This window comes from Delftia sp. K82 (assembly GCF_002193035.1).
GTDB lineage: Bacteria > Pseudomonadota > Gammaproteobacteria > Burkholderiales > Burkholderiaceae_C > Comamonas > Comamonas acidovorans.
In genome coordinates this window covers 1,740,058-1,764,456 of sequence record NZ_MYFL01000001.1, presented here as the reverse complement: position 1 = coordinate 1,764,456, position 24,399 = coordinate 1,740,058, and the positions used below count along the sequence as shown (strand labels likewise).

Annotated in this window: 20 protein-coding genes; 12 read left to right on the top strand and 8 right to left on the bottom strand. The window is 64.7% G+C overall.

Features of this window, described 5'->3' with window-relative positions; all coding sequences use genetic code 11:
* Positions 1 to 38: 38 nt before the first annotated feature.
* Positions 39 to 1,592, bottom strand: coding sequence for a YdgA family protein (locus KDK82_RS07625; RefSeq protein WP_088164453.1), 1,554 nt, complete (start codon positions 1,590 to 1,592; stop codon positions 39 to 41).
* 432 nt (positions 1,593 to 2,024) lie between these two features.
* Positions 2,025 to 2,927 (bottom strand): alpha/beta fold hydrolase, encoded by a 903-nt coding sequence (locus tag KDK82_RS07620; RefSeq protein WP_088164452.1) that lies wholly within the window; start codon positions 2,925 to 2,927, stop codon positions 2,025 to 2,027.
* Between the two features lie 133 nt (positions 2,928 to 3,060).
* On the opposite strand from KDK82_RS07620, the gene KDK82_RS07615 reads away from it, so the two are divergent.
* The 8 genes from KDK82_RS07615 to KDK82_RS31815 all read left to right on the top strand — a co-directional run bounded on the left by KDK82_RS07615 (position 3,061) and on the right by KDK82_RS31815 (position 11,185).
* Positions 3,061 to 3,987 (top strand): LysR family transcriptional regulator, encoded by a 927-nt coding sequence (locus tag KDK82_RS07615; protein WP_063325566.1) that lies wholly within the window; start codon positions 3,061 to 3,063, stop codon positions 3,985 to 3,987.
* Between the two features lie 120 nt (positions 3,988 to 4,107).
* Positions 4,108 to 4,689: a peroxidase-related enzyme gene (locus tag KDK82_RS07610; RefSeq protein WP_013801997.1), complete on the top strand. Its 582-nt coding sequence runs from the start codon at positions 4,108 to 4,110 to the stop codon at positions 4,687 to 4,689.
* 375 nt (positions 4,690 to 5,064) lie between these two features.
* Entirely contained in the window at positions 5,065 to 8,448 is a 3,384-nt protein-coding gene (locus KDK82_RS32955) for a DUF6531 domain-containing protein (RefSeq protein ID WP_218827064.1), read from the top strand.
* Positions 8,445 to 9,386 carry an RHS repeat domain-containing protein gene (locus tag KDK82_RS32950; protein WP_088164451.1) on the top strand — a complete coding sequence of 314 codons (942 nt, stop codon included), beginning with the start codon at positions 8,445 to 8,447 and terminating at the stop codon, positions 9,384 to 9,386. The genes KDK82_RS32955 and KDK82_RS32950 overlap by 4 nt, the downstream gene beginning before the upstream one ends.
* Positions 9,386 to 9,859, top strand: a complete 474-nt coding sequence (locus tag KDK82_RS31825; RefSeq protein WP_143343406.1) for a hypothetical protein — start codon at positions 9,386 to 9,388, stop codon at positions 9,857 to 9,859. The genes KDK82_RS32950 and KDK82_RS31825 overlap by 1 nt, the downstream gene beginning before the upstream one ends.
* A gap of 128 nt (positions 9,860 to 9,987) precedes the next feature.
* Complete coding sequence (locus KDK82_RS31820) at positions 9,988 to 10,230, top strand: hypothetical protein (RefSeq protein ID WP_143343405.1); 243 nt, start codon at positions 9,988 to 9,990, stop codon at positions 10,228 to 10,230.
* A gap of 83 nt (positions 10,231 to 10,313) precedes the next feature.
* Positions 10,314 to 10,706 (top strand): pentapeptide repeat-containing protein, encoded by a 393-nt coding sequence (locus KDK82_RS07595; protein WP_088164450.1) that lies wholly within the window; start codon positions 10,314 to 10,316, stop codon positions 10,704 to 10,706.
* A 92-nt stretch (positions 10,707 to 10,798) separates the two neighbouring features.
* Complete coding sequence (locus KDK82_RS31815; RefSeq protein WP_143343404.1) at positions 10,799 to 11,185, top strand: hypothetical protein; 387 nt, start codon at positions 10,799 to 10,801, stop codon at positions 11,183 to 11,185.
* Positions 11,186 to 11,281: 96 nt separating this feature from the next.
* On the opposite strand, the gene KDK82_RS07590 is transcribed toward KDK82_RS31815, so the two are convergent.
* Positions 11,282 to 12,775, bottom strand: a complete 1,494-nt coding sequence (locus tag KDK82_RS07590; RefSeq protein WP_088164449.1) for a PLP-dependent aminotransferase family protein — start codon at positions 12,773 to 12,775, stop codon at positions 11,282 to 11,284.
* A 96-nt stretch (positions 12,776 to 12,871) separates the two neighbouring features.
* Here KDK82_RS07590 and KDK82_RS07585 point away from each other — a divergent pair, with 96 nt between their 5' ends.
* On the top strand, positions 12,872 to 13,666 hold the full coding sequence (locus KDK82_RS07585; protein WP_088164448.1) for an arylamine N-acetyltransferase: 795 nt from the start codon (positions 12,872 to 12,874) through the stop codon (positions 13,664 to 13,666).
* Positions 13,667 to 13,670: 4 nt separating this feature from the next.
* On the opposite strand, the gene KDK82_RS07580 is transcribed toward KDK82_RS07585, so the two are convergent.
* Positions 13,671 to 14,675, bottom strand: a complete 1,005-nt coding sequence (locus KDK82_RS07580) for a LacI family DNA-binding transcriptional regulator (RefSeq protein WP_034394769.1) — start codon at positions 14,673 to 14,675, stop codon at positions 13,671 to 13,673.
* 229 nt (positions 14,676 to 14,904) lie between these two features.
* Between KDK82_RS07580 and KDK82_RS07575 the strand changes: the two genes are divergently transcribed.
* Positions 14,905 to 15,873 (top strand): tripartite tricarboxylate transporter substrate binding protein, encoded by a 969-nt coding sequence (locus KDK82_RS07575; protein WP_047216940.1) that lies wholly within the window; start codon positions 14,905 to 14,907, stop codon positions 15,871 to 15,873.
* A gap of 43 nt (positions 15,874 to 15,916) precedes the next feature.
* Positions 15,917 to 17,074 carry a mandelate racemase/muconate lactonizing enzyme family protein gene (locus KDK82_RS07570; protein WP_088164447.1) on the top strand — a complete coding sequence of 386 codons (1,158 nt, stop codon included), beginning with the start codon at positions 15,917 to 15,919 and terminating at the stop codon, positions 17,072 to 17,074.
* 6 nt (positions 17,075 to 17,080) lie between these two features.
* Here the strand turns inward: KDK82_RS07570 and KDK82_RS07565 are convergent, their stop codons facing one another.
* Genes KDK82_RS07565 through KDK82_RS07555 form a run of 3 tightly spaced genes read right to left on the bottom strand, consistent with a single transcriptional unit; the run spans position 17,081 to position 21,658 of the window.
* Positions 17,081 to 18,427, bottom strand: a complete 1,347-nt coding sequence (locus KDK82_RS07565; protein WP_088164446.1) for a sigma-54 dependent transcriptional regulator — start codon at positions 18,425 to 18,427, stop codon at positions 17,081 to 17,083.
* Complete coding sequence (locus KDK82_RS07560; protein WP_088164445.1) at positions 18,424 to 20,304, bottom strand: ATP-binding protein; 1,881 nt, start codon at positions 20,302 to 20,304, stop codon at positions 18,424 to 18,426. The genes KDK82_RS07565 and KDK82_RS07560 overlap by 4 nt, the downstream gene beginning before the upstream one ends.
* A gap of 46 nt (positions 20,305 to 20,350) precedes the next feature.
* Entirely contained in the window at positions 20,351 to 21,658 is a 1,308-nt protein-coding gene (locus KDK82_RS07555) for a dicarboxylate/amino acid:cation symporter (protein WP_043821572.1), read from the bottom strand.
* A 549-nt stretch (positions 21,659 to 22,207) separates the two neighbouring features.
* On the opposite strand from KDK82_RS07555, the gene KDK82_RS07550 reads away from it, so the two are divergent.
* Positions 22,208 to 22,582, top strand: coding sequence for a hypothetical protein (locus KDK82_RS07550; protein ID WP_088164444.1), 375 nt, complete (start codon positions 22,208 to 22,210; stop codon positions 22,580 to 22,582).
* Between the two features lie 85 nt (positions 22,583 to 22,667).
* Here KDK82_RS07550 and KDK82_RS07545 read toward each other — a convergent pair whose 3' ends face one another.
* Positions 22,668 to 24,242 carry a methyl-accepting chemotaxis protein gene (locus tag KDK82_RS07545; protein ID WP_088164443.1) on the bottom strand — a complete coding sequence of 525 codons (1,575 nt, stop codon included), beginning with the start codon at positions 24,240 to 24,242 and terminating at the stop codon, positions 22,668 to 22,670.
* Positions 24,243 to 24,399 lie beyond the last annotated feature (157 nt).

The window sequence follows — 24,399 nt, the reverse complement described above, 5'->3', positions numbered from 1 at the left end:
CCACCTTCCGGGGCGACGCCCGGAAGGTGGATGGCCGCTTACTGCAGCGCGCCCATGGGCAGGGCGATGGGCTTGCCGTTGAGCGTGACCTGGCCGGCCTGCATCTTGAGCGCGCTGACCAGCTTGTCGCCTTCCAGGCGGGCATAGCCCGTGGCCTGGGCCATGCCCAGCATGCCTTCCACATCCTCTGCCGAGACATCGGGCTTGCCCGATGCCTTGATCAGCGGCTCCAGCCAGGCCTTGGGCAGGCTGGCATTGGCCTGCAGTGCCGAGGTCTTGAGCAGCGCCGGCATCCAGCCGGCCTGGGCGACCTGCTCCTGCGTGGGCGCGCTTTGCACTTCGGCGCCGTACTCCAGGTGGCCGGTCTGGCCCTGGTAGGTGGCCTGCAGCTTCATGGAGTAGGCCGGCAGGGCCGCCACCAGGCGCGGGGCGTTCTGCATCAGCACGCCCATGCCCTGCTCTTCCAGCGATTCCAGCGCCTTGGCCAGGCCCTCCTTGCGGTAGCCCTCGACCATGACGCGCTGGAAGCCGCGCAGCGCCTCGATGTCCAGGCGCTGGATCTTTTCCTCGTAGCCCACGGACTCGAAATCGATGGGGCCGATGCGGCCCGTGCCCTTGACCTGGGTGGTCATGCCCAGCGTGGTCTTGTCGGACTCGATGACCGAGCTGCCGTCCACGTTCTTGAGGTCCAGCAGCGTCTTGGCCTCGCCGCCTTCGGCGGGCGTGCTGCTCATGCCGAAGCGGGCGATGCGCACGCTGGCCTTGCCGGGGCCCAGGCCCCACAGGCCGTCGATGACCTTGTTCTCGAAGCTGCTCTCCAGGCCCGTGAGCATGATGCTGGTGCGCTCCACGGGCACTGCGGCCGGCTGGGTGGGGAGGGCCTCGTCGTTGTCGGATTCCTCCTCCTCGCCCTCTTCCTCTTCCACGCCCATGGACTTGTCGCGGCTGGGCAGGCCCAGCAGGGCCACCTCGGGCCAGCGCCAGGTGCCCTTGACGCTGCCACCGCCCAGGGCCGTGTCCAGCACCATTTCCTGCCAGCGCATGGTGACTTCCTGGTCGCCCAGCTCGCCGGCGGGCAGCAGCAGGCGCACATCCTGGCCGCCCGTGAAGTGGTGCACGCTGGTCAGCGTGGGGGCTGCGGCCTTGGCCAGCATCTGCGTGCTCTTTTCGTCCAGGCCGTCGAGCGCAAAGCGCGTCTCTGAAACCGCTGCCGCCAGTCGGCCACCGGCCAGCGGGCCGTGGCGCACCGTGGTGTCCACCACCAGGCGCACGGGCTTGGACGCAGCGACCGGCTCTGCTGCGGCGGGCGCTTCAGCTGTGTCGGCTGCTTTTGCCGCGTCAGCCGTTTCAGCCGCTTCGGCGGCCTGAGCTTCCGCCGCAGGCCACTGCAGCACCAGCTTGGCCTGGGAGGAGAGGAATCCCTTGTGGTACTCGTCGGTCACGACGACTTTCTCGCCCAGCACCTTGCGCAATTCGGCCACGGCCTCCTTGTAGCCAGCCTCGGCCCGCTGGCCGGTATACCAGGTGGTTCCTCCATAGCCCACGACGGCCAATGCCACGGCAGCGGCCACTACGGTTTTCTTGTTGCTCATTGTGAATATCCCGTGATGAATAAGACCCTCCCCCTCGGGCGGGCCGCGCGACTGTATCAGTTCGGCGTTTCACCACGGAACGGCAATGGCCCATGCAATGGCGCACCTGCGCCGCCCGTGGCAGGCCCATGTGGGCACACGCCTTTGCGCAGCCCTTGCCAGGCCTTGTCTTGCGCCGTTCTCAAGGCCCGCGCCCATGGCATTGCCCAGGCGCGACAGGCGCCCGGGTTTTTCAATTGCTTACCATTGCCGCGCATGATTGGCATGCCAATGGAATGCGCAACGCACGCTATGCCGCCATGGATATGGCGTCAATCACGCCTTTGCGGAATTCTTCGGCTTTTGCGGTGTCTTCACTTGCCGTCAATGCGGCCTGCCAATGCGGCCTGTCATTGCGCCCCTATGCCGGCAACGTGCCTGCAATGGCCGCATTCACCCGGCCTGCAGCAAGAAAGGCAGGGCCGCGTCCAGCAGTGCATCGGGCGCCTCCTCGGCGATGTAGTGTCCACAGGCCAGCGGCCGGCCGCGCACATCGTCGGCCACGAGCTGCCACTCGCGCAGCGGATCGAAGCAGCGGTGCACCACGCCCTCCTCGCCCCAGAGCACCAGCAGCGGCATGGGCAGCCTGCGTCCCAGCCGGCGGTCTTCGCGGTCATGGTCGAGGTCGATGCCGGCCGATGCGCGGTAGTCCTCGCACATGCCGTGCGCGCTGCCCGGCAGCGCCAGGCAGCGCTGGTACTCGGCCAGCGCACGGGGATCGAAGGGCGCCAGGCCGGCGCTGCGCCGGCCCATGATCTCGCGCACATAGGCGGCGGGATCGGCCTCGATCAGGCGCTCGGGCAGCGGCGCGGGCTGGATGAGGAAGAACCAGTGCCAGTAGGCGCGCGCAAAGGCCTCGCCGGTCTGCTCGTACATGGCCAGCGTGGGCGCAATGTCCAGCAGCACCAGACGCTGCACGCTGGCGGGATAGTCCATGGCCAGCCGGTGCGCCACGCGCGCGCCCCGGTCATGCGCCAGCACGCTGAAATGCTCATGGCCCAGCCGCGCCATCAGCCGCAGCAGGTCGCGGGCCATGGTGCGCTTGCTGTAGTTGACATGCTCGGGGTCGCCGGCCGGGCGCGAGGAGTCGCCATAGCCGCGCAGGTCGGCCAGCACCACGGTGAACTGCTGCGCCAGCCGGGGCGCGACGCGGTGCCAGATCGCGCTGGTCTGCGGGTGGCCGTGCACCAGCAGCAGGGCCGGCCCCTGCCCGCCCACCCAGGCGTTGATCTCCACCCCGTCATCGACCGTGATGCGCTGCTGGCGCAGGCCCGGCATCCATGGATCTGTGTGCATCCCGGAGATTCCTTCTACGTTGTTCATGACTGTCAGCCTGCCATGCTAATCAGTAAACCAGGCTGCATAAATAGCAAAATACTGCATTGATCCATCAGTTCAATTTACGAATCAACCATCCACCGCATCCACCATGGACGGCTTTTCCGACCTGCGTTTCTTCTCGCTGCTGATCCGCGAAGGCAGCCTGGCCGCTGCGGCCCAGCAGATGGGCGTGACGCCGCCCGCCGTCAGCCGCCGCCTGTCCCTGCTGGAGCGGCGCCTGGGCGTGCGCCTGCTGCAGCGCACGACACGGCGCATCCACCTGACGCCCGAGGGCGAAGCCTACCTGCTGGACGGGGCGCGCATCCTGGCCGACCTGGAGGCGCTGGAGCGCAGTATCTCGGGCACGCGCGCCACGGCGCGCGGCCCGCTGTCCATTGCCTGCACGCTGGGCTTTGGCCGCCAGCGGCTGGCGCCCGCGCTGTCGGCCTTTGCGCGCGCGTATCCCGAGGTGCAGGTGCAACTGCAGCTGACGGACAGGCCCGTCAACCTGGTCGAGCAGGGCTTTGACGCCGTGGTGCGCTTTGGCGCCCTGCCCGACTCCGCCCTCACCGCCCGCCTGCTGCTGCCCAACCGCCGCGTGCTGTGCGCCGCGCCCTCCTACCTGGATGCCCATGGCGAGCCGCGCCAGCCCGCCGACCTGCAGGCCCACCGCTGCATCGTGATCCGCGAGAGCGACGAAACCTACGGCAGCTGGCGCCTGAGCCGGCGCACGCGCCAGGGCCTGAGCGAGCACAACATCAAGGTCAACGGCGTGATGAGCACCAACGACGGCGCTGCAGCCCTGGCCTGGGCGCTGGACGGCCACGGCATCCTGCAGCGCTCGCTGTGGGACGTGGCCGCGCCGCTGGCCGCAGGCGCGCTGCGCGAGGTCCTGCCCCAATGGCAGCTGCCTGCGGCCGACATCTACCTGGTGCACGCCACGCGCAGCGAGATGTCGGCCAGAATACGCGCGCTCACCGGCTTTCTGGGCGACTGGTTTGCACAACGGCCTGAGCCGGACATGGCGCCCGCCTGAGCCCGGGCGCAATCTGCAACCTCGGCGGCAGACAGGCTGTCATGCGCGTTCACCCCGCGCAGCGCAGGCCATGCGAACATGGCCCGCAACGACAACCACCACACCCAGGAGACAAGACACATGGCCACCGCCCGCTACCCCCAGCCCGAACTGTCCAGCCTGCCCGAGGACATCCGCACCCGCATCCTTGAAGTGCAGGAAAAGGCAGGCTTCATTCCCAACGTCTTCCTGGCCTTTGCGCGCCGCCCCGCCGAATGGCGCGCCTTCTTCGCCTACCACGATGCCCTCATGCTCAAGGAAGAAGGCAGCCTGACCAAGGGCGAGCGCGAGATGATCGTCACCACCACCAGCGCGGCCAACCAGTGCCTGTACTGCGTGGTGGCCCACGGCGCCATCCTGCGCATCTACGAAAAGCAGCCCTACGTGGCCGACCAGGTGGCCGTCAACTACCGCAAGGCCGACATCAGCGCCCGCCAGCGCGCCATGCTGGACTTCGCCATGAAGGTCTGCGAACGCAGCCATGAAATCTGCGAGGCCGACTTCGAGGCGCTGTACCCGCATGGCTTCGACGACGAGGACATCTGGGACATCGCCGCCATCACCGCCTTCTTCGGCCTGTCCAACCGCATGGCCAGCTTTGCCGGCATGCAGCCCAATCCCGAGTTCTTCCTCATGGGGCGCGTGCCGCGCGAGAAGAAATAAGGCGTCAGATTGGGACGGCTTCATGGAAAATCCAATCCCGTAGCCTCCAATGATCCTAGGAATAATCTGAAAATAAGCTGAGAGATATTCTGGAAAAATACCGACCAAAGGTCATGATTCGGTGCGCTTTTCAAGATGGACGCTTGGCTATTTTCTTTTCTTGACAGTCATTAACACGGGATTCCTGATGTAGCGCATTAGCTGGATTCCCGCACTCCGGCGTAAAAAGAACCGTTCGAAGCCACCCTGCCGCCCAAGGGGGCTCTCTTGCCGGCCTCCCTGAAGATGCACAGCATGGCCCCGCAGCCAGCCAAGAGCAGAACCAACTGCCCGAGCCGCGCGTGCGCACCTGTCCAGTTTCTTCAGGGAGAACCCATGAATTCGGCAATAAAGGCAATTGCGGGCAGCCTGGCGCTGCTGATGGCAATGGCGGCGTGGCCCGTCCATTCCCAGGAAGTCATTCCCGACTTCTACAAAGATCCGGGAATTCAACCCAATCGCAGCTATGTGAACCAGGTATTCGGTGAATTCATTGATCCATTCACCGGCGCACTGCAACTGCATTACGTGGATATCCACCTGCCCGGCAATGGCGGCTTCGACCTGAAAGTAGTACGTTCTTACAACAGCACATCGGTAGAGCCCACGAATCCGGCGCTCCATGAATCGCTGGCGGGCGTGGGCTGGAACATCCATTTTGGAAGGGTGCTCAAGTCCCGCGAAACCAGTATTTGCTTCAATAAGAACAGCCAGACCATCGCTGACAACCCCGTGCTGGAGCTGCCTGACGGCAGCCGCCAGCTGCTGGCTTTCACAGGCACGACCGCACCACTGCTGATCACCACGCAGCGTTGGCGCGCCGACTGCATCACCAGCGGCGCGGGTGGGCTGGCCATCACATCACCCGACGGCACGCGCTACGACATGAACCAACTGGTCAATCTGGGTGGCGGCCCATATCCCACATATGCCTGGTTGACGAGCCGCATCACGGACCGCAACGGCAACTACGCCACCATCCAGTACGCGGCGGCCGCCTCGCCGCAGATATCCAGCGTGGTCACAAGCGATGGTCGCTCAGTCCAGTTTTTCTATGCGGACAGCGGTATGGCGAGCCGGAGGATCACCGCCATCAGCGCGGCAGGCCAGACCTACCACTACGCCTATCAGGGCATCTCAAACGTCAGGGACAAATTCCAGCTCGGCTCCGTCACCCGGCCCGACGGTCTGCGCTGGATCTATGACTACAACGGGAACCTCAACAACACCCCCGGCAGCCACATCATGCGGCGCCTGACCTACCCTCAGGGGGGCTCCATCGGCTATCAATACGGTTTCGTCCACTTCGACACCCAGGCCAATCCCGCCAGCCGCTCTACCGTGGTCACGGCCAAGTCCACAAGCACGGGAGGCAACTGGTCCTTCAGCTACGCGCCCGGACGCCCCGGCGCACACGACGTAACCACCGTCAACACCCCCTCAGGCACCGTGACCTACCGGCACATAGGGCCCAATTACTCTAGCTCGGGCAGCGTATGGATGGTGGGCCTGCTGGCCTCCAAAAGCCTGGGTAGCAGCCAGACCGAGACCTACACCTGGGGCAAGCAGAAGATATCGAGCGAGAACAACTTCCGTCCCGGCGCCTTCGCTACCAAGGTCGATATCGGTGAATTCAACGCCCCGCTTCTTGCAGAGCGCACCATCACACGAGACAACGCCAGCTATACGACCCGCTACAGCAACTTCGACACCTATGGCAATCCTGGCACGATCTCCGAATACGGCCCATCGAGCGGCAACCGCACCACCAGCCTGAGCTACTACATCAACCCGTCCAAATGGATAGTGCGCCAGGTGCAAAGCGAAAGCCATGCGGGCGGCAGCATATCGCGCAGCTTCGACGGCAATGGCAACATGACCTCCATCACCCGCGATGGCATCCAGACCCGCCACGCGTATGACGGCCAAGGCAACCTGAGCGCCACCACCTTCCCGCGAGGGCTGACACACTACTACGGTGGCTACAGGCGGGGAATAGCCCAATCGGAATCGCAGCCCGAGGGCATTTCCATCTCGCGGACGGTCAGCGATGCGGGCAACGTCACTTACGAGACCCGGGGTGACGGCAGTACCTGGACCTATGGCTATGACGGTCTCAACCGCATCATCTCCGTCGGCTATCCCGCAGGCAACAGCGTCCAGATCAGCCATGGCACCACCACGCGCACCGTCAGCCGGGGAGCGCTCACCCAGACCACCAGCTTCAACGGCTTCGGCCAGCCGGTGTCCGTCAACCATGGCGGCATCGTGCGAAGTTTCAGCGTCGACGCGCTGGGCCGCAGAACCTTTGAATCCGACCCGGGCACCAGCGCAGGAACCGCCTACCGGCACGACATCCTGGACCGCGTCATCTCCATACGCCATGCGGATGGCAGCACGCAGGGCATAGGCTACGGCCCCGCCACACGCGCCGTGGTGGACGAACGCGGTCTGACAACCACCTACCGCTACCGCGCCTACGGCGACCCCGACCAGCCGCTGCTGATGGCCATCTCCACACCGGAGCCGTCCACCAACCTGTCCATCGGCCGCAATGCCAGGGGACTGGTGACCTCAGTCACGCAAGCGGGCATCACACGAAGCTACGGCTACAACGGCAGCTACCAACTGACATCCATCACACACCCAGAGACCGGCACCACAAGCCTGGGCCGCGATGCCGCAGGCAACATGATCTCAAGGATCACAGGGACCGTAGGCACCATCCAATACCGATACGACGGGCACAACCGCCTGCAGTCCATCAGCTACCCCGGCTCCACCCCGGACGTCACGCACAGCTACGACAGGGCCCACCGCCTGCTGAGCACGGCCACATCCGAAGCCACACGTCGCTTCACCTACGACCGCAACGGCAACCTCACGCGGGAGGAGTTGGCTGCAGGTGGCTTCAATTGGAATGCTGGCTACAGCTACAACGGCAATGACCAATTGGCATCCATCACCTACCCACTGTCTGGCTCCACCGTCAGCTACACACTGGACAGTCTGGGCCGGCCCACGGCCATGCCCGGCTACATCAGCAGCGTCAGCTACTGGCCGTCCAGCCAGATCCAGCGCATCGCCTATGCCAACGGAGTGCAGTCCGAATATGGCCAGAACGAAAGGCTGCTTCCCGCTTCGTTCGCCACCTCGCGCCAGGGCAGCTATTTCCACCGATCCATCCTGACCTATGACCGCACGGGCAATCTCACCAGCGTTAGGGACACGGCCGATGCGGACTATGACCGTACCTTCGGCTATGACGGCGTGCACAGACTGGTATCCATGGGCACCTCCAGGGGGCGCGGAAGCATCAGCTACAGCGGCTCCGGCAACATCACCCGCCAGAGCCTGGGCAGCGAACTGATCGACTACCGCTACGACAGCCGCCACCGCCTGTCCTCCATCACCGTCAATGGCGGCCCGACCAACCACTTCACCTACGACACGGCTGGCAACTTCATCCAGAGCAGCCAGAAGTCCTACACCTACGACGCCGTCCCCAACCTCGTGTGCGCCGACTGCTGGGGCAGTAGTCCCATCCGGTATGCCTACGACGGCGACCAAAAGCGCACAAGCACCGCCAAGGCAGGAGTCACCACCTACGAGTTCCACGGCGTGCACGGCAACCTGCTCGCGGAATACGGCAACGGCCAGCTCACCGAATACATCTACCTCAACGGCAAGCGCATTGCACAGAAAGTGAGCGCCCGATGAAGAACGCCATCCACCAATCCTGCCGGCGCCTGCTCGCAGCTGTCGCGCTGCTTCTGGCAGTCCTGCTGACCGCACCCGCTGCGCTGGCCCAGGCCACCATCACCTACTTCCACAACGACGCGGCAGGCACTCCCTGGCTGGCCACCAACCAGGCCGGTACCGTCCTCTGGAAGGAAAACTACCTGCCCTATGGCTACCGCCAGAAGGTGGAACCGGCCAGCGCGGACAACAAGCTGTGGTTCGCCGGCAGGCCCTACGACCCCGACACGGGCATGACCTACATGGGCGCGCGGTACTACATGCCGCTGCTGGGCCGGTTCACGGGCATGGACCCCAAGGAGGTGAGTCCCGAGCAGATCCACAGCTTCAACCGCTACGCCTACGCCAACAACAACCCGAACAAATACCTGGACCCGGACGGCAAGCTTGCGGAAACCGTCTGGGACGCGTTCAATATTTCCCTGGGCTTCCAGAGCCTGGTCAGCAATGTCCAGGAAGGGAACTGGAGCGGTGCCGCGGTGGATGCTGCAGGTATTGCGATTGATGGAGTTGCAGCGGCGATACCTGTGGTGCCTGGAGGGGTTGGGGCGAGTATTGCGGCGTATCGGGCTGTAGAAGGCACAGTATGGGGGCTATCCGTCTCCCAAACCAAGCTAGCCCTGTCTTCTGCACAAAATGCATATAAAGGCAGTACCGTTGTTGGACATGCTCTAGCGAAGCACTCGGGAAGACATCCTGAGACATGGGGAAAGATGAGCGGCTCTATGGGAACATGGAACGAGCAAGGAATGAATCATTTTCGCGACATAATTCGCTCCCCTGGGAAATTCACACAAAAGAAAGCTGAAAATGGGACAGCCTTTCTAGAAAAAAGAATTGAAGATGGACGTGGCGTAAGATTAAATATGGATGGAACATTTAAAGGATTTCTAGACTAATGACGACCGAACTTGTTGAGCTTGTTTTCGACAAAATTCCAGATAATTTACTTAATATTTTAGTTGCAAATATAATCCAATCCTACAACATTTTAGAAATATCTCATAGTGAATTGGGAAAAATTGCCGATCTCCATAATGATCAGGATTTTATACAACACCTCAAGTCCGGACCTACCCCTGCCTCCATTTTCATAACATCAACTTGGGCAAGCATTGGGAAAGTAAAGATTCGTCAGCCTCTCATCCGGCTACTTCGTTTTGAGCAGATAAATGAGGTAAGTATTATTTTCTCGAATAACGATATAGATGAAATTGATTCAAAAAATATCATCATGTCGCTTGCACTCGGCTCGAAATATCTTTCACAAATATCTCATTCAGATGATTACTACTGTGGTTACGAGCCAGCAACAGACCAAGAAACCAGATTTTTCTCAAAGGATACTATAGGACCTTTGAATAAAATATAGCGTACAAAATATCGCAAAGAACTGCCAAGTCCTTGAGGGATTGGGGCGAGTATTGCGGCCTATCGTTCAGGCGCCAAAAGCGTCACTGTTACAGAAGAGGTAATTCGTGCAGCCCTAAAGACTCCGATATGCAAACCACCCAAATATCGATATCACAGCCTGTGGTAGAGAGATATGTCCGACGCTTGGAAGCCGGAGACGTTGCACCGCCCATAAAATTTGATGAAAAAATTGTCGATGGTCACCATAGATATATGGTGGGAAGAGTTGTAGGAAAGGAACCTGCACAAACTCCTGGGGCTCTATCTCCAAGGCAGATAACAAAAATAAATCCCATACAAAATTTAGAAATAAAACATAGAGATTGGTAGAATAAATGATTATCATTAATTGTCAAACCGGTTCTAACATAGAGATTGATGCCGTATCTCCTCAAGGAGCCAATCTAAATTGATTGAACTTGCACAGAGCACTATTTGAGGAGGCAGACCTTTCTGGCGCCGGTTTTTCCAATGCAAATTTGCGAAGCGCACTATTTACACGTGCAGTATTAATTCAAGCAAATTTCGAAGGTCCAAAAATAATGAATGCGGTACTAACAGCAGCAAATCTAGAAAAAGCAAATCTTATGAACGCCGAATTGGATGCTGCAGATTTCTCTCAAGCCAATTTACGGGGAGCCAATCTACAAGGCGCAGAGCTCGATTCCTGCAGATTTTTTGGCGCAGATCTTAGAGGTGCAAATTTGGCTAACGTACGCATTACGAAAACAGACTTTAGAGATGCGTTATTTGATGAAAATACAATATTTCCAAAAGATTTTCAATCTTCTCGCACTTCATTTTAAAAGAATTATGAATTTTCGAAAATCGTTTCTAACAATCTCTCTACATCCGCCCGACGAAGTCATCCACCACGCAATTATCCTGAGCTATGAATATGTCAGAATACTATGGACCCACGGTAAAGGCCGCTGAAATGGTCGGTACCTTGATTGGAATAACCACTAGTGGCAAAGAACAGGATTGGGAAATAGAATTTGCAGATCCTGAAATTATTCCCAGATTATTGAATGCACTAGAATTGAGAGAATTCGACGACGAGGCAAAGACTGCACTCTATCTTTTGCTGCTTGCCTCCTTAGAACTAGAATTCTCTTCTGGAAAGAAAAATCAACTGCATATTGTCAGAACAAAAGAAATCATCGGCGGCGACAAAAACTCTTTAAAGAAGATGCAATTTTATTGGATAAATCTAAAAAAATCGGAACATCAATCTCTTATGAAAGATATCCTACATATTCAAAATTTCAATAGTTCTATTTAAAAAATAGCGCGCACGGCAATTCTTCCTGCAATACAGCAACGTTCAGCCATCCGAATACATTCGACTCAAAAGCAAGCGCGTTGACCGAGTTCTTCCTCATGGGGCGCGTGCCGCGCGAGAAGAAGTAGGCTGGCCGACATGCGCCCCCTGGCGCGCCGCAGCACCCTCTGCCAAACCCCGGCATATCTCCCCCACCTGCCCCACGGCCCCCAGCAGGCGCGGCGTGGGCTCGTTGGCGCAGTTCAGGCGCAGGTGGTTGGGCAGGTCCGAGCGCGATGAGAACAGCGGGCCGGGGCTGACGCCAATGCCCAGCTCCAGCGCGCGGCGGTGCACCTCCAGTGCATTGACCTGGCGCGGCAACTCCACCCACAGCAGAAAGCCCGCGCGCGGGGCCGAGACGCGGGTGCCGGGCGGAAAGCTGGCCTCGACCCTGGCCGTGACGGCCTGCACCCCGGCCTGCACGCGGGACTTGAGACGGCGCAGGTGCCGGTCGTAGTCGCCGCTGGCCAGCACCTCGCTCACGGCAGCCTCCAGCAGCGGCGCACCGGCCCAGTCGCCCGCCAGGCGCACCTGCAGCACCTGGGCATGGAAGCGGCCCGCCGCAATCCAGCCCACGCGCCAGCCCGGCGCCAGGGTCTTGGACACGGAGCCGCAATACAGCACGTTGCCGCTGCCGTCGAAGGCCTTGCAGGCCGGCGGGCGCTGGCCGTCGCCTGCAAGGTCGCCATAGACATCGTCTTCGATCAAGGGAATGCCCGCCCGCTCCAGCAGCGCCACCAGGGCCTGCTTGCGCTCCACCGGCATGCTGGCGCCCAGCGGGTTCTGCACGGTGGGCGATGCCAGCACGGCAGCCGGCCGGTGGCGGGCAATGGCCTCGGCCAGCGGCTCCAGCAGCAGGCCTTCGCGGGGATCGGTGGCAATCTCCAGCGCCTTCAGGCCCAGGTCCTCCAGCAGCAGCAGGCTGCCGAAATAGGCGGGCCGCTCTACGGCCACGACATCGCCGGGCTTGCACACGGCGCGCAGCGCCAGCCGCACGGCCTGGGTGGCGCCTGCCGTCAGAACAAGGTCATCGGGGCCGAAGCGCGCACCCCATTGCGCGGCCCGGGCCGCTATCTGGCCGCGCAGGTCGGCGCGGCCCGGCGGCATGCTGTAGGTCTGCCCGTGCGCGTCCAGGCGGCGCCCGGCGGTCTGCAGCGCGCGCTGCAGCCGGGCCGTGGGCAGCCAGGCCGGATCGGGCAATGCCGCACCCAGCGGGATCAGGCGCGTGTCGGGACTGCTGAACAGCGAGCGCGCCAGGGCCGACAGGGTCACGGGCACGGGGCGCGACGACGGGCGGGACGCCTGCAGCGCCGCGCCGCCCGTTGCCTGCCGCACAAAGTAGCCCGAGCGCGGGCGCGCCACGATCAGGCCCTCCGCCTCCAGGCAGCGCAGCGCCTCCAGCGCGGTCGGCAGGCTGACCTGCTCGCGCTCGGCCAGGCTGCGGGCGGAGATCAGCCTGTCGCCGGGGCGCAGTGCGCCACAGGCCAGCGTCTGGCGCAGGGCCTGGGCAATGCGGCGGTACTGGGGCAAGGGTTCGTTGGTGGTGGGCATGCCAATCTGTACAGGTCAGTTTTCTTGGATTCTGCTTATACAGGCATTGGTGGCCCCGATTTATCGTTGCAGCCATCAAGCAACCCGAGGAAACCCATGCAAGCCAGCAATTTCGATCTCCAGGCCTACTTCCGCCGCATCGGCTTCAGTACCGGGGACTCCGCCCAGGCGAATGCCGCCACCCTGCATGCGCTGATGCGCCAGCAGCTGTTTTCCGTGCCTTTCGAGAACCTCGACGTGCAGGCCGGCAAGATCGTCTCTCTGGTGCCCGAAGACATTGCGGGCAAGATCCTCGGCGGCGCCCGGGGCGGCTATTGCTACGAGGTGAACGGCCTGTTCGCCATGGCGCTGCAGGCCCTGGGCATTGCCTACCGCTTTGTGGCGGCGCGGCCCATGTTCTACCCTGCCCGCCGGCCCCGCACCCACATGGCCCTGGTGGCCGAGGTCGAGGGACGGCGCTGGCTGTGCGACCTGGGCTTTGGCAGCTACGGCATACGCGCCCCCATGGCCCTGGACGTGCTGGACACCGAGGTCCGCCAGGACGGCGACACCTTCCGCCTGAGCCTGGACGACCAGGGCGAATACCTGCTGCAGGCCCGCGTGGACGGTGAATGGGCCAACCAGTACGCCTTCAACCTGTCGCCCCAGGAGTGGGTGGATTTCGCCCCCGCCAACTACCTGAACTCCACGCACCCGGACGCCATCTTCGTGCAAAAGCGGGTGGTGGTGGTGCACCAGCCGGCCGGCCGCATGATCCTGGTGGGCGACGCGCTCAAGACCATCACGGCCAGCGGCACTGAGACCAGGCAGCTGGCGCCTGATGAGATCCAGCACGTGCTGGGCAGCCTGTTCGGACTGGCGCCCGAGCGCCAGGCGGCTGCCGTGTGCTGACCCTCTAAGCCAGGCGGGTCGAATCCCGCTCGATCAGCTCGAACCCCAGGTCGAACGCCGAGCGCCCGGCACTGTGGCCCTTGCAGCGTGCCAGCACGAGTTCGGCGGCCAGGCGGCCTATGCCCGGTCCGTCCACATGCACGGTGGTCAGCGACGGCAGCAGGTGGGCCGCGAAATCGGCATTGCCGAAGCCCGAGACGGCCAGGTCCACGGGCACGCGCAGGCCGCGCGCCTGGGCTTCCACCAAAATGCCGTGGGCCAGCATGTCCGAGCTGCAGACCACGGCCTGCAGATCGGGCTGCTGCGCCAGCAACTGGCCCAGCGCCTGCCGGCCCAGCTCCAGGCTGCCGGGCGCGGACACGGTGACCGTGGGCACCTCGCGGCCCCAGGCTGCAAGAAAGCCCTCGCGCCGCTGCTGGGCCCGGTGGTCGCTGCCCGTGGCCATGCCCACGCGCTGCAGGCCGCGCGAGAGGAAATAGCCGGCCAGCGCGCTGCCCACCTTCAGGTGGGAAAAGCCCACCACCATGTCCAGCGGCCGGTCGCTGAAGTCCCAGGTTTCCACCACGGGAATGCCGGTCCTGCGCAGCCGCTCGCGCGCCTTGTCGGACTGCACCAGGCCCATCATCACAATGCCGTCGGGCTGGCGCCCGATCATGGCGTTGAGCACCTCTTCCTCGCGCTGCTCGTCGTAGAAGGTCTGGCCCAGCAGCAGCTGATAGCCCTCCTGCGCCAGCGTTGCCGTCAATGACTGCACCGTGGGCAGAAACTGCGACACCGACAGCGCGGGCACTACGCCGGCCACCATTCGGCTGCGGCGGGACTTGAGCCCGCCCGCCAGCAGGTTGGGGATATAGCCCGTGGCCTCCACGGCCTGGCGCACGCGCTCGCGCGTCTTCTCCGAAACGATGGAAGGATTGCCCAGTGCGCGCGAGGCCGTGATCAGCGAGACGCCGGCCGCCTCGGCCACGTCGTGCAGCGTGGCGGGCCTGGGTGGTGTGGGTGTGTTCATGGGCAAGCGCGATCGCGGGCTGGTATCGGGGACGGGCCTGAAGATAGCAGACCGCCTTCCACGCACGGGCGCCAAGCCTGCCCTGCATCGCAGAAATCGTGATTGACAGCCAAAATGACAACGATATCATTTTGCTGAAAGCGCAAATCCTTGCATCTACAAATTGGCATCGGCGCTTTTTCATTTCCCCGGAAATGACAACGATGTCATTCACAAATCAGGAGACAAGATGAATCACATTCTTCGTGCCATGGCGCTGGCCCTGGCCGCGCTCGCTGCCTTTTCTGCATCGGCCCAGGCCTGGCCAGACAGGCCCGTCACCCTGGTCGTGCCCTTCCCTGCCGGCGGCTCCACCGACCAGGTCGCGCGCGCCGTGGCGCCCAGGCTGGGCGAGAAGCTCAGGCAGTCCTTCGTGGTGGAGAACAAGGCCGGCGCCACGGGCACCATCGGCGCAGCCTTCGTGCAGCGCGCGGCGGCGGACGGGCAGACCTTTCTCGTCACCTCGCTGGGCCCGCTGGTCATCGTGCCCCACCTGATCAAGAACCTGCCCTACGACGCGCTCAAGGACTTCGACCTGATCACCGTGGCCGTGCAGTCGCCCAACGTGCTGGTCGTGCCTGCCGCCTCGCCGCACAAAAGCGTGGCCGACGTGGTCGCCCACCTCAAGGCCCATCCGGGCAAGATGAGCTTTGCCTCGGCCGGCCACGGCTCCAGCGACCACCTGACGGCCGAACTGTTCTGGCAGCAAACGGGCACCCAGGGCGTGCACATCCCCTACAAGGGCGGCGCGCCCGCCCATGCCGACCTGATCGGCGGCCAGGTCGATGCCTCGTTCCAGAACATCAATGCCGTGATCCAGCACATCCGGGCCGGCAAGATGCGCGCCCTGGCCGTGACCAGCCCGCGCCGCTCGCCCGTGCTGCCGGACCTGCCCACGCTGGCCGAGGCCGGGGTGAAGAACGTGGAAGTCGCCTCCTGGCAGGCCATCGTCGCGCCCAAGGGCCTGCCGCCTGCGCTGCGCGACAAGGCCCATGCGGCCTTTGTCGAGGCGCTCAACGATCCCCGGGTGCGCGAGCAGTTCGTCTCCATCGGCTACGAGATGGTGGCCGGCACGCCCCAGCAGTTCGCCGAATTCCAGCGCCAGGAATACGCGCGCTGGAAGACGGTCATCGAGGCCGGAAAGATCAGCATCGACTGATGCCTGCCCCTGTCCTTTTTCCAACTACCGCACTCCCGCAGCCATGACTTCTTCCGCGCTCTCCGAAACCACCAGCCAGGACCGCATCCAGTGGATACGCCTGTCGTCCTGCTACCTCCCCCTGGCCAGGCCCATCAGTGATGCCAAGGTGCTCACGGGCCGCCAAAAGCCCATGACCGAGGTCGCCATGCTGTTCGCCGAGATCCAGACCCGCGACGGCCACCGGGGCCTGGGCCTGAGCTACGCCAAGCGCGCAGGCGGCCCCGGCCAGTTCGCCCATGCCAGCGAGATCGCACCCACCCTGCTGGGCGAAGACCCCAACGACATTGCACGGCTGTGGACGCGCATGTGCTGGGCCGGCGCCTCCGTGGGCCGCAGCGGGCTGGCCGTGCAGGCCATCGCGGCCTTCGACGTGGCGCTCTACGACATCAAGGCGCGCCGCGCGGGCCTGTCGCTGTCCAAGCTGCTGGGCTCGCAGCGCGAATCCGTGCGCTGCTACAACACCTCGGGCGGCTTTCTGCACACGCCGCTCGATGAGCTCAAGCGCAACGCCAGCGCCTCGCTGGAGCGCGGCATTGGCGGCATCAAGCTCAAGGTGGGCCAGCCCGACTGCGCGCTGGACATACGGCGCGTGGAGGCCATGCGCGCCCACCTGGGCGATGCCGCGCCCATCATGGTCGATGCCAACCAGCAATGGGACCGCCCCACGGCCCAGCGCATGTGCCGTGTCTTCGAGGAATTCAACCTGGTCTGGATCGAGGAGCCGCTGGACGCCTACGACCACGAAGGCCACGCCGCGCTGGCCGCGCGCTTCGACACGCCGATTGCCACCGGCGAGATGCTGACCAGCGCCGCCGAGCACGGCGATCTCATACGCCACCGCAGCGCCGACTTCCTCATGCCCGACGCGCCGCGCGTGGGCGGCATCACGCCCTTCCTGCAGATCGCGGCCCAGGCCGAACTGGCCCACCTGAGCCTGGCGCCCCACTTCGCCATGGAGCTGCACGTGCACCTGGCCGCCACCTGCGCCAACGAGCCCTGGGTGGAACACTTCGACTGGCTGGAGCCGCTGTTCAACGAACGCCTGGACATCGCCAATGGCCGCATGCTCGTGCCCACGCGCCCTGGCCTGGGGCTGAGCCTGAGCGAGCAGGCGCGGCGCTGGACGCGCGAAAGCGTGGAGTTCGGGGAGCGGGGCTGAGGGTGCCTACCCATCCAGCCCGTACTTGCGGATCTTGTCGTGCAGGGTGGTCTTGGGCATGGACAGGGCTTCGGCCGTGCGCGCCAGGCTGCCGGCGTGGCGGCGCAGAGCGTCGGCGATGAGGGCGCGCTCGAAGGCCTCGACAGCGGCGGACAGCGGCCGGGGCGCGGCGTCCTGCGCGGTGATGCCGGCCGGCTGGCCGAAGGGGGGCGAGCCGGTCTCGATGCCCAGCACCGTGCGCTCGGCCACGTTGCGCAGTTCGCGCACGTTGCCGGGCCAGTCATAGCCCAGCAGTTGCTGCACGCGCGCGGTGGTCAGCTCGGGCACGGGCCGCTGGTGGCGCGCCGCGCCCTGCAGCGCGAAGTGCTCGAACAGCAGCGGCACGTCCTCGCGCCGCTCGCGCAGCGGCGGCAGCGAGACCGTAGCCACGTTCAGGCGGTAGTAGAGGTCGGCGCGGAACAGGCCCTGCCTGCTGAGTTCGAGCAGATCCACCTTGGTGGCCGCGATCACGCGGCAGTCGATGGGGATCAGGGTGTTGGAGCCCAGGCGCTCCAGCACGCGCTCCTGCAGCACGCGCAGCAGCTTGATCTGCATGGGCAGGGGCATGCTCTCGATCTCGTCCAGGAAAAGCGTGCCGCCGCTGGCGTGCTCCAGCTTGCCGATGCGCTTCTTGCCCGCGCCGGTATAGGCGCCGGCCTCGCTGCCGAACATTTCGCTGTCGAACAGCGTATCGGGCAGGCCGCCGCAGTTGACGGCCACGAAGTTGCCATCGCGCCGCGCGCTGGCTTCGTGCAGACAGCGCGCCACCAGTTCCTTGCCCGTGCCGGTCTCGCCCTGGATCAGCACATCGGCCGCGCTCTGCGCCAGCCCCGTGAGCATCTGGCGCAGCTGCCGCATGTTGGGCGCGCGGCCTATCAGCCGGTGCTCCAGGCTGTCGCGCTGGTCCAGCTGCTGGCGCAGCGCCCGCACTTCCAGCACCAGGCGGCGGCGCTCCAGGGCGCGGCGCACGGCGCCGACCAGGGTTTCGGGGGCGAAGGGTTTCTGGATGAAGTCCTGGGCGCCGTCCTTCATGGCCTGTACGGCCATGGAGATGTCCCCGTGGCCGGTGATCAGCACCACGGGCAGTTCCGGGTCCATGGCCACCAGTTCGCGCAGGAAGGCCATGCCGTCCATGCGCGGCAGGCGGATGTCGCTGACCACGATGCCCGCGAAGTCGCGCGACAGGCGCCGGCGCGCCTGCTCGGCGCTGCCCACGCTTTCGCAGGCGATGCCTTCGAGCTGCAGCGCCTGCTCGCAGCCGAGCACGATGTCGGGGTCGTCCTCGATGATCAGGACTTTGAGGGCGTCGGTCATGGTGTGTCGGCAGAGGGTGTGGAGGGAGCCAGGGCCAGGCTCAGCGTGAAGACGGCGCCGCCGCCCGGATGGTTGCTGCCCGTCAGCGTGCCGCCGCATTCACGCACGATGCCGGCCGACAGCGCCAGCCCCAGGCCCAGGCCCACGCCCTCTTCCTTGGTGGTGAAGAACGGCTGGAACAGATGGGCCTGCGCCGCTTCGCTCAGGCCCGGGCCGTGGTCGCGCACGGTGACCTGGGCGCGGCCATCGGCCACGGCGCAGGCCAGCTCCAGGCAGGGCGCGGGCTGGCCGCGCATGGCGTCCAGGGAGTTGTTGATCAGGTTGATCAGCACCTGCTCGATGCGGTTGCGGTCGCACCAGGCCACGGCCTCGGGCACGCCGTCTTCGCGCAGGATGCGGGCGCCGGTCTCGGCCACGCGCGACTCCAGCACGGCCAGCGCATTGTCCAGCGCATGCGCCAGCGGCACGGCCTGGCTGGCGCCGCTGGACTTGCGCGCGAAGTTGCGCAGCTGGCCGGTGATGCGGCCCATTCGGTCGGCCAGCTGCGCCATGCGCTCCAGGTTCACGCGCGTGGTTTCGGTATCGCCGCGCTCCAGAAAGCGCTGGCTGTTGCCGGCCAGGGTGCGCAGCGCCGTCAGCGGCTGATTGAGTTCATGGGCGACGCCCGTGGACAGCTGGCCTATCACGGCCAGCTTGCCGGCCTGCACCAGCTCGTCCTGGGCGGCGCGCAGCGTGGCCTCGGCGTGGGTGCGCTCGGCCACCTCGGCCTGCAGCGCCTCGTTGGCGGCCGACAGGTCGGCCGTGCGCTGCTCCACCTTGCGCTCGAGCTCGTCGTGCGCGGCCTGCAGCGCCTCGCGCGCTGCCAGCCGGTCGCGCAGGTGGCGGCGGCGCTCGTTGACCATCATGGCCAGCAGCAGCACAAAGGCCGCGCCCACGGCCGCGGCCAGCGCGCGGCTCTGGGCCAGCTGGTCGACCTGCTCCAGGTGCGAGAGCACGGTGATCGTCCAGGGCGTGCCAGGCAGCTGGCGCGACTGGGCCAGGAAGCGGCCGCTGACCGGGTAGACCGAGCCTGGCGATTCCTCGCCATGGCGGGCAATGCGCACCAGGCGCGCGCCCTGGCCCAGGTCGCGCAGCACCTGCAGGCCCAGGGGCTCCAGCGCGCGGCGGTTGTACTGGCGCGTGTGGTCGAAGGCGGCGCGCGTGCCCTCGTCCAGCGTGCGCAGGGTGGTGAATTTCCAGTCGGAGACCGTGCCCAGGATGACGACGCCGTTCTCGTCGCCCACCAGCACGGGCGCCTCCACCGTGGACCACGATTGCTCCAGCTGGTCCAGGCTGACCTTGACCACGGCCACGCCCAGCGTGTGGGTGTCGTCACCCAGGGTGGAGGCCAGGTAGTAGCCGGGCTCGCCGCGCGTGGTGCCAATGCCGAAGAAGCGCGCGCCGCCCGTGGCCATGGCCGTGCGGTAGTAGGGGCGAAAGCTCAGGTCCTCGCCCATGTAGCTGTCGGAGCGCCGCCAGTTGCTGGAGGCCACAACGTGGCCGCGCGCATCGACCAGGTAGGCGGTCAGCGTGCCCGCGCGGTCGTTGAGCTGCTCCAGGTAGGCGTTGACGCGATTGGTGAGCTGCTCGTCGCCGGGCTCGGCCAGCAGCCTTTGCACATTGCCTTCCAGTGCCAGCACGTCGGGCAGGAAGGCGTATTTGCCGATCTCGCGCTGCAGGCTGGCGCCGTACAGCTCCAGCCGGTGCATGCCCGTGGCACGCAGATCGGCGATGCCCAGCCGCTGGGCCAGCAGGTACGCACCCCAGCCGCTCAGCCCGCTCAGGGCAAGCCACAGCAAAAGCAGGATGAGCTGGCGCAGGGGGCGGCGGGCGGGCATGGTGAAGGCACCGATGTTATCAGTGCCCCCCAGCGCCGCCTGGGCCTCAGGCCGAGACAGCGGGCCGCCCTTGCTCGGAATGGTCCGTGGGCAGCAGGGACTCGTCGTCATCCGTGGCCGCGGTCGGATCGACGGCGCCTTCCCACTTGGCCACCACGGCCGTGGCGATCGCATTGCCCAGCACATTGGTCAGCGTGCGGCCCATGTCCAGGAAGTGGTCGATGCCCAGGATCAGCAGGATGCCCGCCTCGGGCAGGCCGAACATGGGCAGCACGGCGGCCACCACCACCAGCGAGGCGCGCGGCACGCCGGCAATGCCTTTGCTGGACACCATCAGCACCAGCAGCATGGTGATCTGGGCCGTCAGCGTCATGTCGATGCCGTAGGCCTGGGCGATGAAGATGGCCAGGAAGGTGGTGTAGACCATCGAGCCGTCCAGGTTGAACGAGTAGCCCAGCGGCAGCACGAAGCCGATGATGCGCGGCTTGATGCCGAACTTCTCCAGCTGCTCCATCAGCTTGGGATAGGTCGATTCGCTGCTGGCCGTGGAAAAGCCCACCAGCAACGGGCCGCGGATCAGGTTCAGCAGGCGGAAGATGTCACGGCCCAGCACGCAGTAGCCGGCCACGATCAGCAGCACCCACAGCGTGGCCAGGGCCAGGTAGAAGCACAGCATGAACTTGCCGAACACCGACAGCATGCCCAGGCCATGGATGGTGATGGTGCCGGCCACGGCACCGAACACGCCCACGGGGGCGAAGCGCATCACGTAGTCGGTGACCTTGAGCATGATGTGGACCACTTCGTCCATCAGGCCCACCATGGAGCGCGCGGCCTGGTTGTGCAGGTTGCCCAGCGCAATGCCGAAGAACAGCGCGAACACCAGGATCTGCAGCACCTCGTTGGTCGCCATGGCCTCGAAGATGTTCTTGGGGAACACGTGGGCGATGAAGTCCTTGAGGTTCAGCGCCGAGGTCTTGAGGTTCAGGCCCTCGGCCGACGACGGCAGGGCCACGCTCAGGCCATGGCCGGGCTGCAGCACGTTCGCATAGATCAGGCCGATGGCCAGCGAGCAGAACGAGGCCACGATGAACCAGCCCAGCGCGCGGCCGCCGATGCGGCCCACGGCCTTGGCGTCGCCCATGTTGGCCAGGCCCGACACCAGGGTGGCGAACACCAGGGGCGCGATGATCATCTTGATCATGCGCAGGAAGACGTCGGTGAGGATGCCGAAGTAGCTGGCGATTTCCTTGGCGGCCTCGGGCGTGGGTGCGTAGCTGTTGCAGGCATAGCCCACCAGCACGCCGAGGACCATGGCCACGAGCACCATGGTGGTCAAGCGGTTGAATTTCATGCGGATTTTTTCGTTGGACGTATTTCGGTCTTGCAAGCGAGCCCGGCCGCCACGGCTGCCGGCCACGGGCCGGATGCCACAGCGAAGACGGGCTTGTCTCCCTGCATACACAACCACGATGCACGTGGCCTGCGCCTGACAGTGCACAGACCGTGCCAGCCACATCCGGCACCTGCACCCCGCGCTAACTGCTTGATTCGCCTATATCGACCTTACTTTTATGCATAAGGTGGCACGGAAATCCGAACGATGGAACGCCTGCATCGTTCGGAAAACCGGATGGCCGGGCCTGCCGCCTCCGGCCCTCCCGGCCGGCGCTATCATTCGCACCGGCCTCCTGTCACGGGGCCGGTGCTTCAAAACACCTCCATCACACAGCGGCACAACCTCTTCGAAAGCGAGGTCTGTCAATGCAATTCACGGATCAATGCAATCGCAAAGGCCAGTGAATTCGCTTTGCAATGGAGCATCAAGCATGAACACCGTTTTCCTCGCACTCGCCTGCGCGCCCTCTGCTGGCGCCGCCCCTTCCACACGGAGGGCCCAGGCATGAACCCCGCCCAGCCCAAATCCGCCACGGACAGCCACAGCACCCGGCAGCTGTCCAACGCCCTCACCCAGGTGGACCATCTTGTGCAGCAAGGCTGTGCAGAGATTTCCTCCATCGCCCAGCTGGCCCTGGCCTGGCTGGAGACCCCCAAGGGCCACCGCCACATGGACGTGGTGGCCCGCGCCCTGCAAAGCATCCGCGACAGCGCCGAGACGCTGGCCGACTACGCCGGCACCGAGGCCCATGCCATGGGCTGCGGGTTTGAAGACGCAGCCGAGATGCGCCGCGCCGAAGCGGCCGAGGCAGCCGCCAAAGCCATGGCGCAACTGTTTGAACGCCGGCCGGTGCCCGGGCAGGACGGCAGCAGCAGTTGATGTTCCGGCGCCTTTAGAGGGGCCCGCTCTCCCAGGGTCCCGCACCGTGTCTTCACCGGTGCGTCAACCCTGCGCCAACCCTGCCTCAACCCTGCGTCTGGGGCCCCAGGCGAAAAACACTCACGGACTGCACAAGGTCATGCGCTTGCTGCCGCAGGCTCGTGGCTGCCGCCGCCATTTCCTCCACCAGGGCTGCGTTTTGCTGCGTCGCCTGGTCCATCTGCGTGACCGCCTCGCCCACTTGTGCCACGCCGCTGCGTTGTTCGGCGGAAGCCGCGCTGATCTCTCCCATGAGGTCGGTGACGCTGCGTATGCTCGTCACCACTTCAGCCATGGTGCCCCCCGCACGGTCGGCCAGCACAGAGCCCTGCTCGACCCGCTCGACGCTGTCGGAGATCAGGGCCTTGATCTCCTTGGCCGCCGCCGCGCTGCGGCCGGCCAGGCTGCGGACCTCGGAGGCCACCACAGCGAAGCCGCGGCCCTGTTCACCGGCACGCGCAGCCTCCACCGCAGCGTTCAGCGCCAGGATGTTGGTCTGGAACGCGATGCCGTCGATGACGTTGATGATGTCGGCGATGCGGCGCGAACTTTCACTGATGCCCTTCATCGTGTCCACGACCTGGGTGACCACCTCGCCCGCCTGCCCGGCCACGCCGCTGGCCCGCTGCGCGAGCGCGTTGGCCTTGCCGGCACCCTCTGCGTTCTGGGTCACGGTGGCTCCGAGCTGTTCCATGGAGGCCGCCGTCTGTTCAAGCGCGCTGGCCTGGCTCTCGGTTCGCGAGGACAGGTCGGTGTTGCCCTGGGCAATCTGCGTGCTTGCACTCGCCACGGATTCGCTGCCGCTGCGCACGACGGCCACGACCTGCGATAGCGCATCACTCATCTCGCCGAGGCTGCGCAGCAGGGTCCCCACTTCATCGTGGGTGGTGGCCTCCACCCGCTGCGTCAGATCCCCGCATGCCACCGCGCGCGCCACCTGGATGGCCCGGCCGATGGGGCCCGTGATGGAGCGCGTGACCCAGGTACCCAGCAGAGCGGCCAGCACGACGGCCACCAGCGCGCCGCCCAGCTCGAACGCCAGCGTCATTGCCGCCAGCGACTCGGTGCGTGTCAGGCGCTCGGCCATGAGCTGCTCCTCCTCACGCACCAGGTCCGCCTGCAGTGCGCGCAGCCCATCCATGGCCGCCTTCTCGCGCCCCAGAGAGAACTCGCGGACCAGATCCTCGACCGTCGCCGTGCCGTCCTGGACTTGCCGCCGCAGCGCTTGCAGCGGCTGCACCGCCTGCACGAATTCACGGTGGCGCAGCCGGATACCGTCGAGCCGGCGCTGCTGGGCGGGGTTGTCCTCGGTCAGGCGTACGGCCTCCTGCCAGGAGGCCTCGAACTCCTTGAGTCCTTCATCCCAGGGGGCAAGAAAACGGGAGTCACCCGACAGGAGATAGCCTCGCGAGGCCGTCTCCATGTTGACCATGCCCGTGAGCATGCGCTGTCCCTGGGACATGACCTTGAAGGTGTGCTCGTTCCATTGCTGGGCCTCCTTGAGCCGGGACTGACTGCTCACGGCCAGCGCGATGACAAGAAGAAAAATGGCGATGACGCATGCGAAGGCAGCTGCGAGACGGCGGGCCAGTGGCCAGTTGGACAAATTCATGATGATCATCGGTACGAACTGCGTGGCCGGAAAGACTGCACAAGGGCGCGGCGATCATGGTGTGAAGCCTCGCCTGCGCCTGGGCAGTCATCTCCTGGCCGGGATCTACAAAGCACTCGCGCCAGCGGCCTGCCGGGTGGCGGCCAGCGGGTCCGCGCTTTGTTTC

What these genes read in the sequence shown, in the direction of transcription:
- KDK82_RS07620 (WP_088164452.1), bottom strand. Translation starts at nt 2,927, where the DNA reads ATGCACACAGATCCATGGATGCCGGGCCTGCGCCAGCAGCGCATCACG.
- KDK82_RS32955 (WP_218827064.1), top strand. Translation starts at nt 5,065, where the DNA reads ATGAATTCGGCAATAAAGGCAATTGCGGGCAGCCTGGCGCTGCTGATG.
- KDK82_RS07625 (WP_088164453.1), bottom strand. Translation starts at nt 1,592, where the DNA reads ATGAGCAACAAGAAAACCGTAGTGGCCGCTGCCGTGGCATTGGCCGTC.
- KDK82_RS32950 (WP_088164451.1), top strand. Translation starts at nt 8,445, where the DNA reads ATGAAGAACGCCATCCACCAATCCTGCCGGCGCCTGCTCGCAGCTGTC.
- KDK82_RS31820 (WP_143343405.1), top strand. Translation starts at nt 9,988, where the DNA reads ATGCAAACCACCCAAATATCGATATCACAGCCTGTGGTAGAGAGATAT.
- KDK82_RS07570 (WP_088164447.1), top strand. Translation starts at nt 15,917, where the DNA reads ATGACTTCTTCCGCGCTCTCCGAAACCACCAGCCAGGACCGCATCCAG.
- KDK82_RS07580 (WP_034394769.1), bottom strand. Translation starts at nt 14,675, where the DNA reads ATGAACACACCCACACCACCCAGGCCCGCCACGCTGCACGACGTGGCC.
- KDK82_RS07545 (WP_088164443.1), bottom strand. Translation starts at nt 24,242, where the DNA reads ATGATCATCATGAATTTGTCCAACTGGCCACTGGCCCGCCGTCTCGCA.
- KDK82_RS07610 (WP_013801997.1), top strand. Translation starts at nt 4,108, where the DNA reads ATGGCCACCGCCCGCTACCCCCAGCCCGAACTGTCCAGCCTGCCCGAG.
- KDK82_RS31825 (WP_143343406.1), top strand. Translation starts at nt 9,386, where the DNA reads ATGACGACCGAACTTGTTGAGCTTGTTTTCGACAAAATTCCAGATAAT.
- KDK82_RS07575 (WP_047216940.1), top strand. Translation starts at nt 14,905, where the DNA reads ATGAATCACATTCTTCGTGCCATGGCGCTGGCCCTGGCCGCGCTCGCT.
- KDK82_RS07590 (WP_088164449.1), bottom strand. Translation starts at nt 12,775, where the DNA reads ATGCCCACCACCAACGAACCCTTGCCCCAGTACCGCCGCATTGCCCAG.
- KDK82_RS31815 (WP_143343404.1), top strand. Translation starts at nt 10,799, where the DNA reads ATGTCAGAATACTATGGACCCACGGTAAAGGCCGCTGAAATGGTCGGT.
- KDK82_RS07615 (WP_063325566.1), top strand. Translation starts at nt 3,061, where the DNA reads ATGGACGGCTTTTCCGACCTGCGTTTCTTCTCGCTGCTGATCCGCGAA.
- KDK82_RS07555 (WP_043821572.1), bottom strand. Translation starts at nt 21,658, where the DNA reads ATGAAATTCAACCGCTTGACCACCATGGTGCTCGTGGCCATGGTCCTC.
- KDK82_RS07550 (WP_088164444.1), top strand. Translation starts at nt 22,208, where the DNA reads ATGAACCCCGCCCAGCCCAAATCCGCCACGGACAGCCACAGCACCCGG.
- KDK82_RS07560 (WP_088164445.1), bottom strand. Translation starts at nt 20,304, where the DNA reads ATGCCCGCCCGCCGCCCCCTGCGCCAGCTCATCCTGCTTTTGCTGTGG.
- KDK82_RS07565 (WP_088164446.1), bottom strand. Translation starts at nt 18,427, where the DNA reads ATGACCGACGCCCTCAAAGTCCTGATCATCGAGGACGACCCCGACATC.
- KDK82_RS07585 (WP_088164448.1), top strand. Translation starts at nt 12,872, where the DNA reads ATGCAAGCCAGCAATTTCGATCTCCAGGCCTACTTCCGCCGCATCGGC.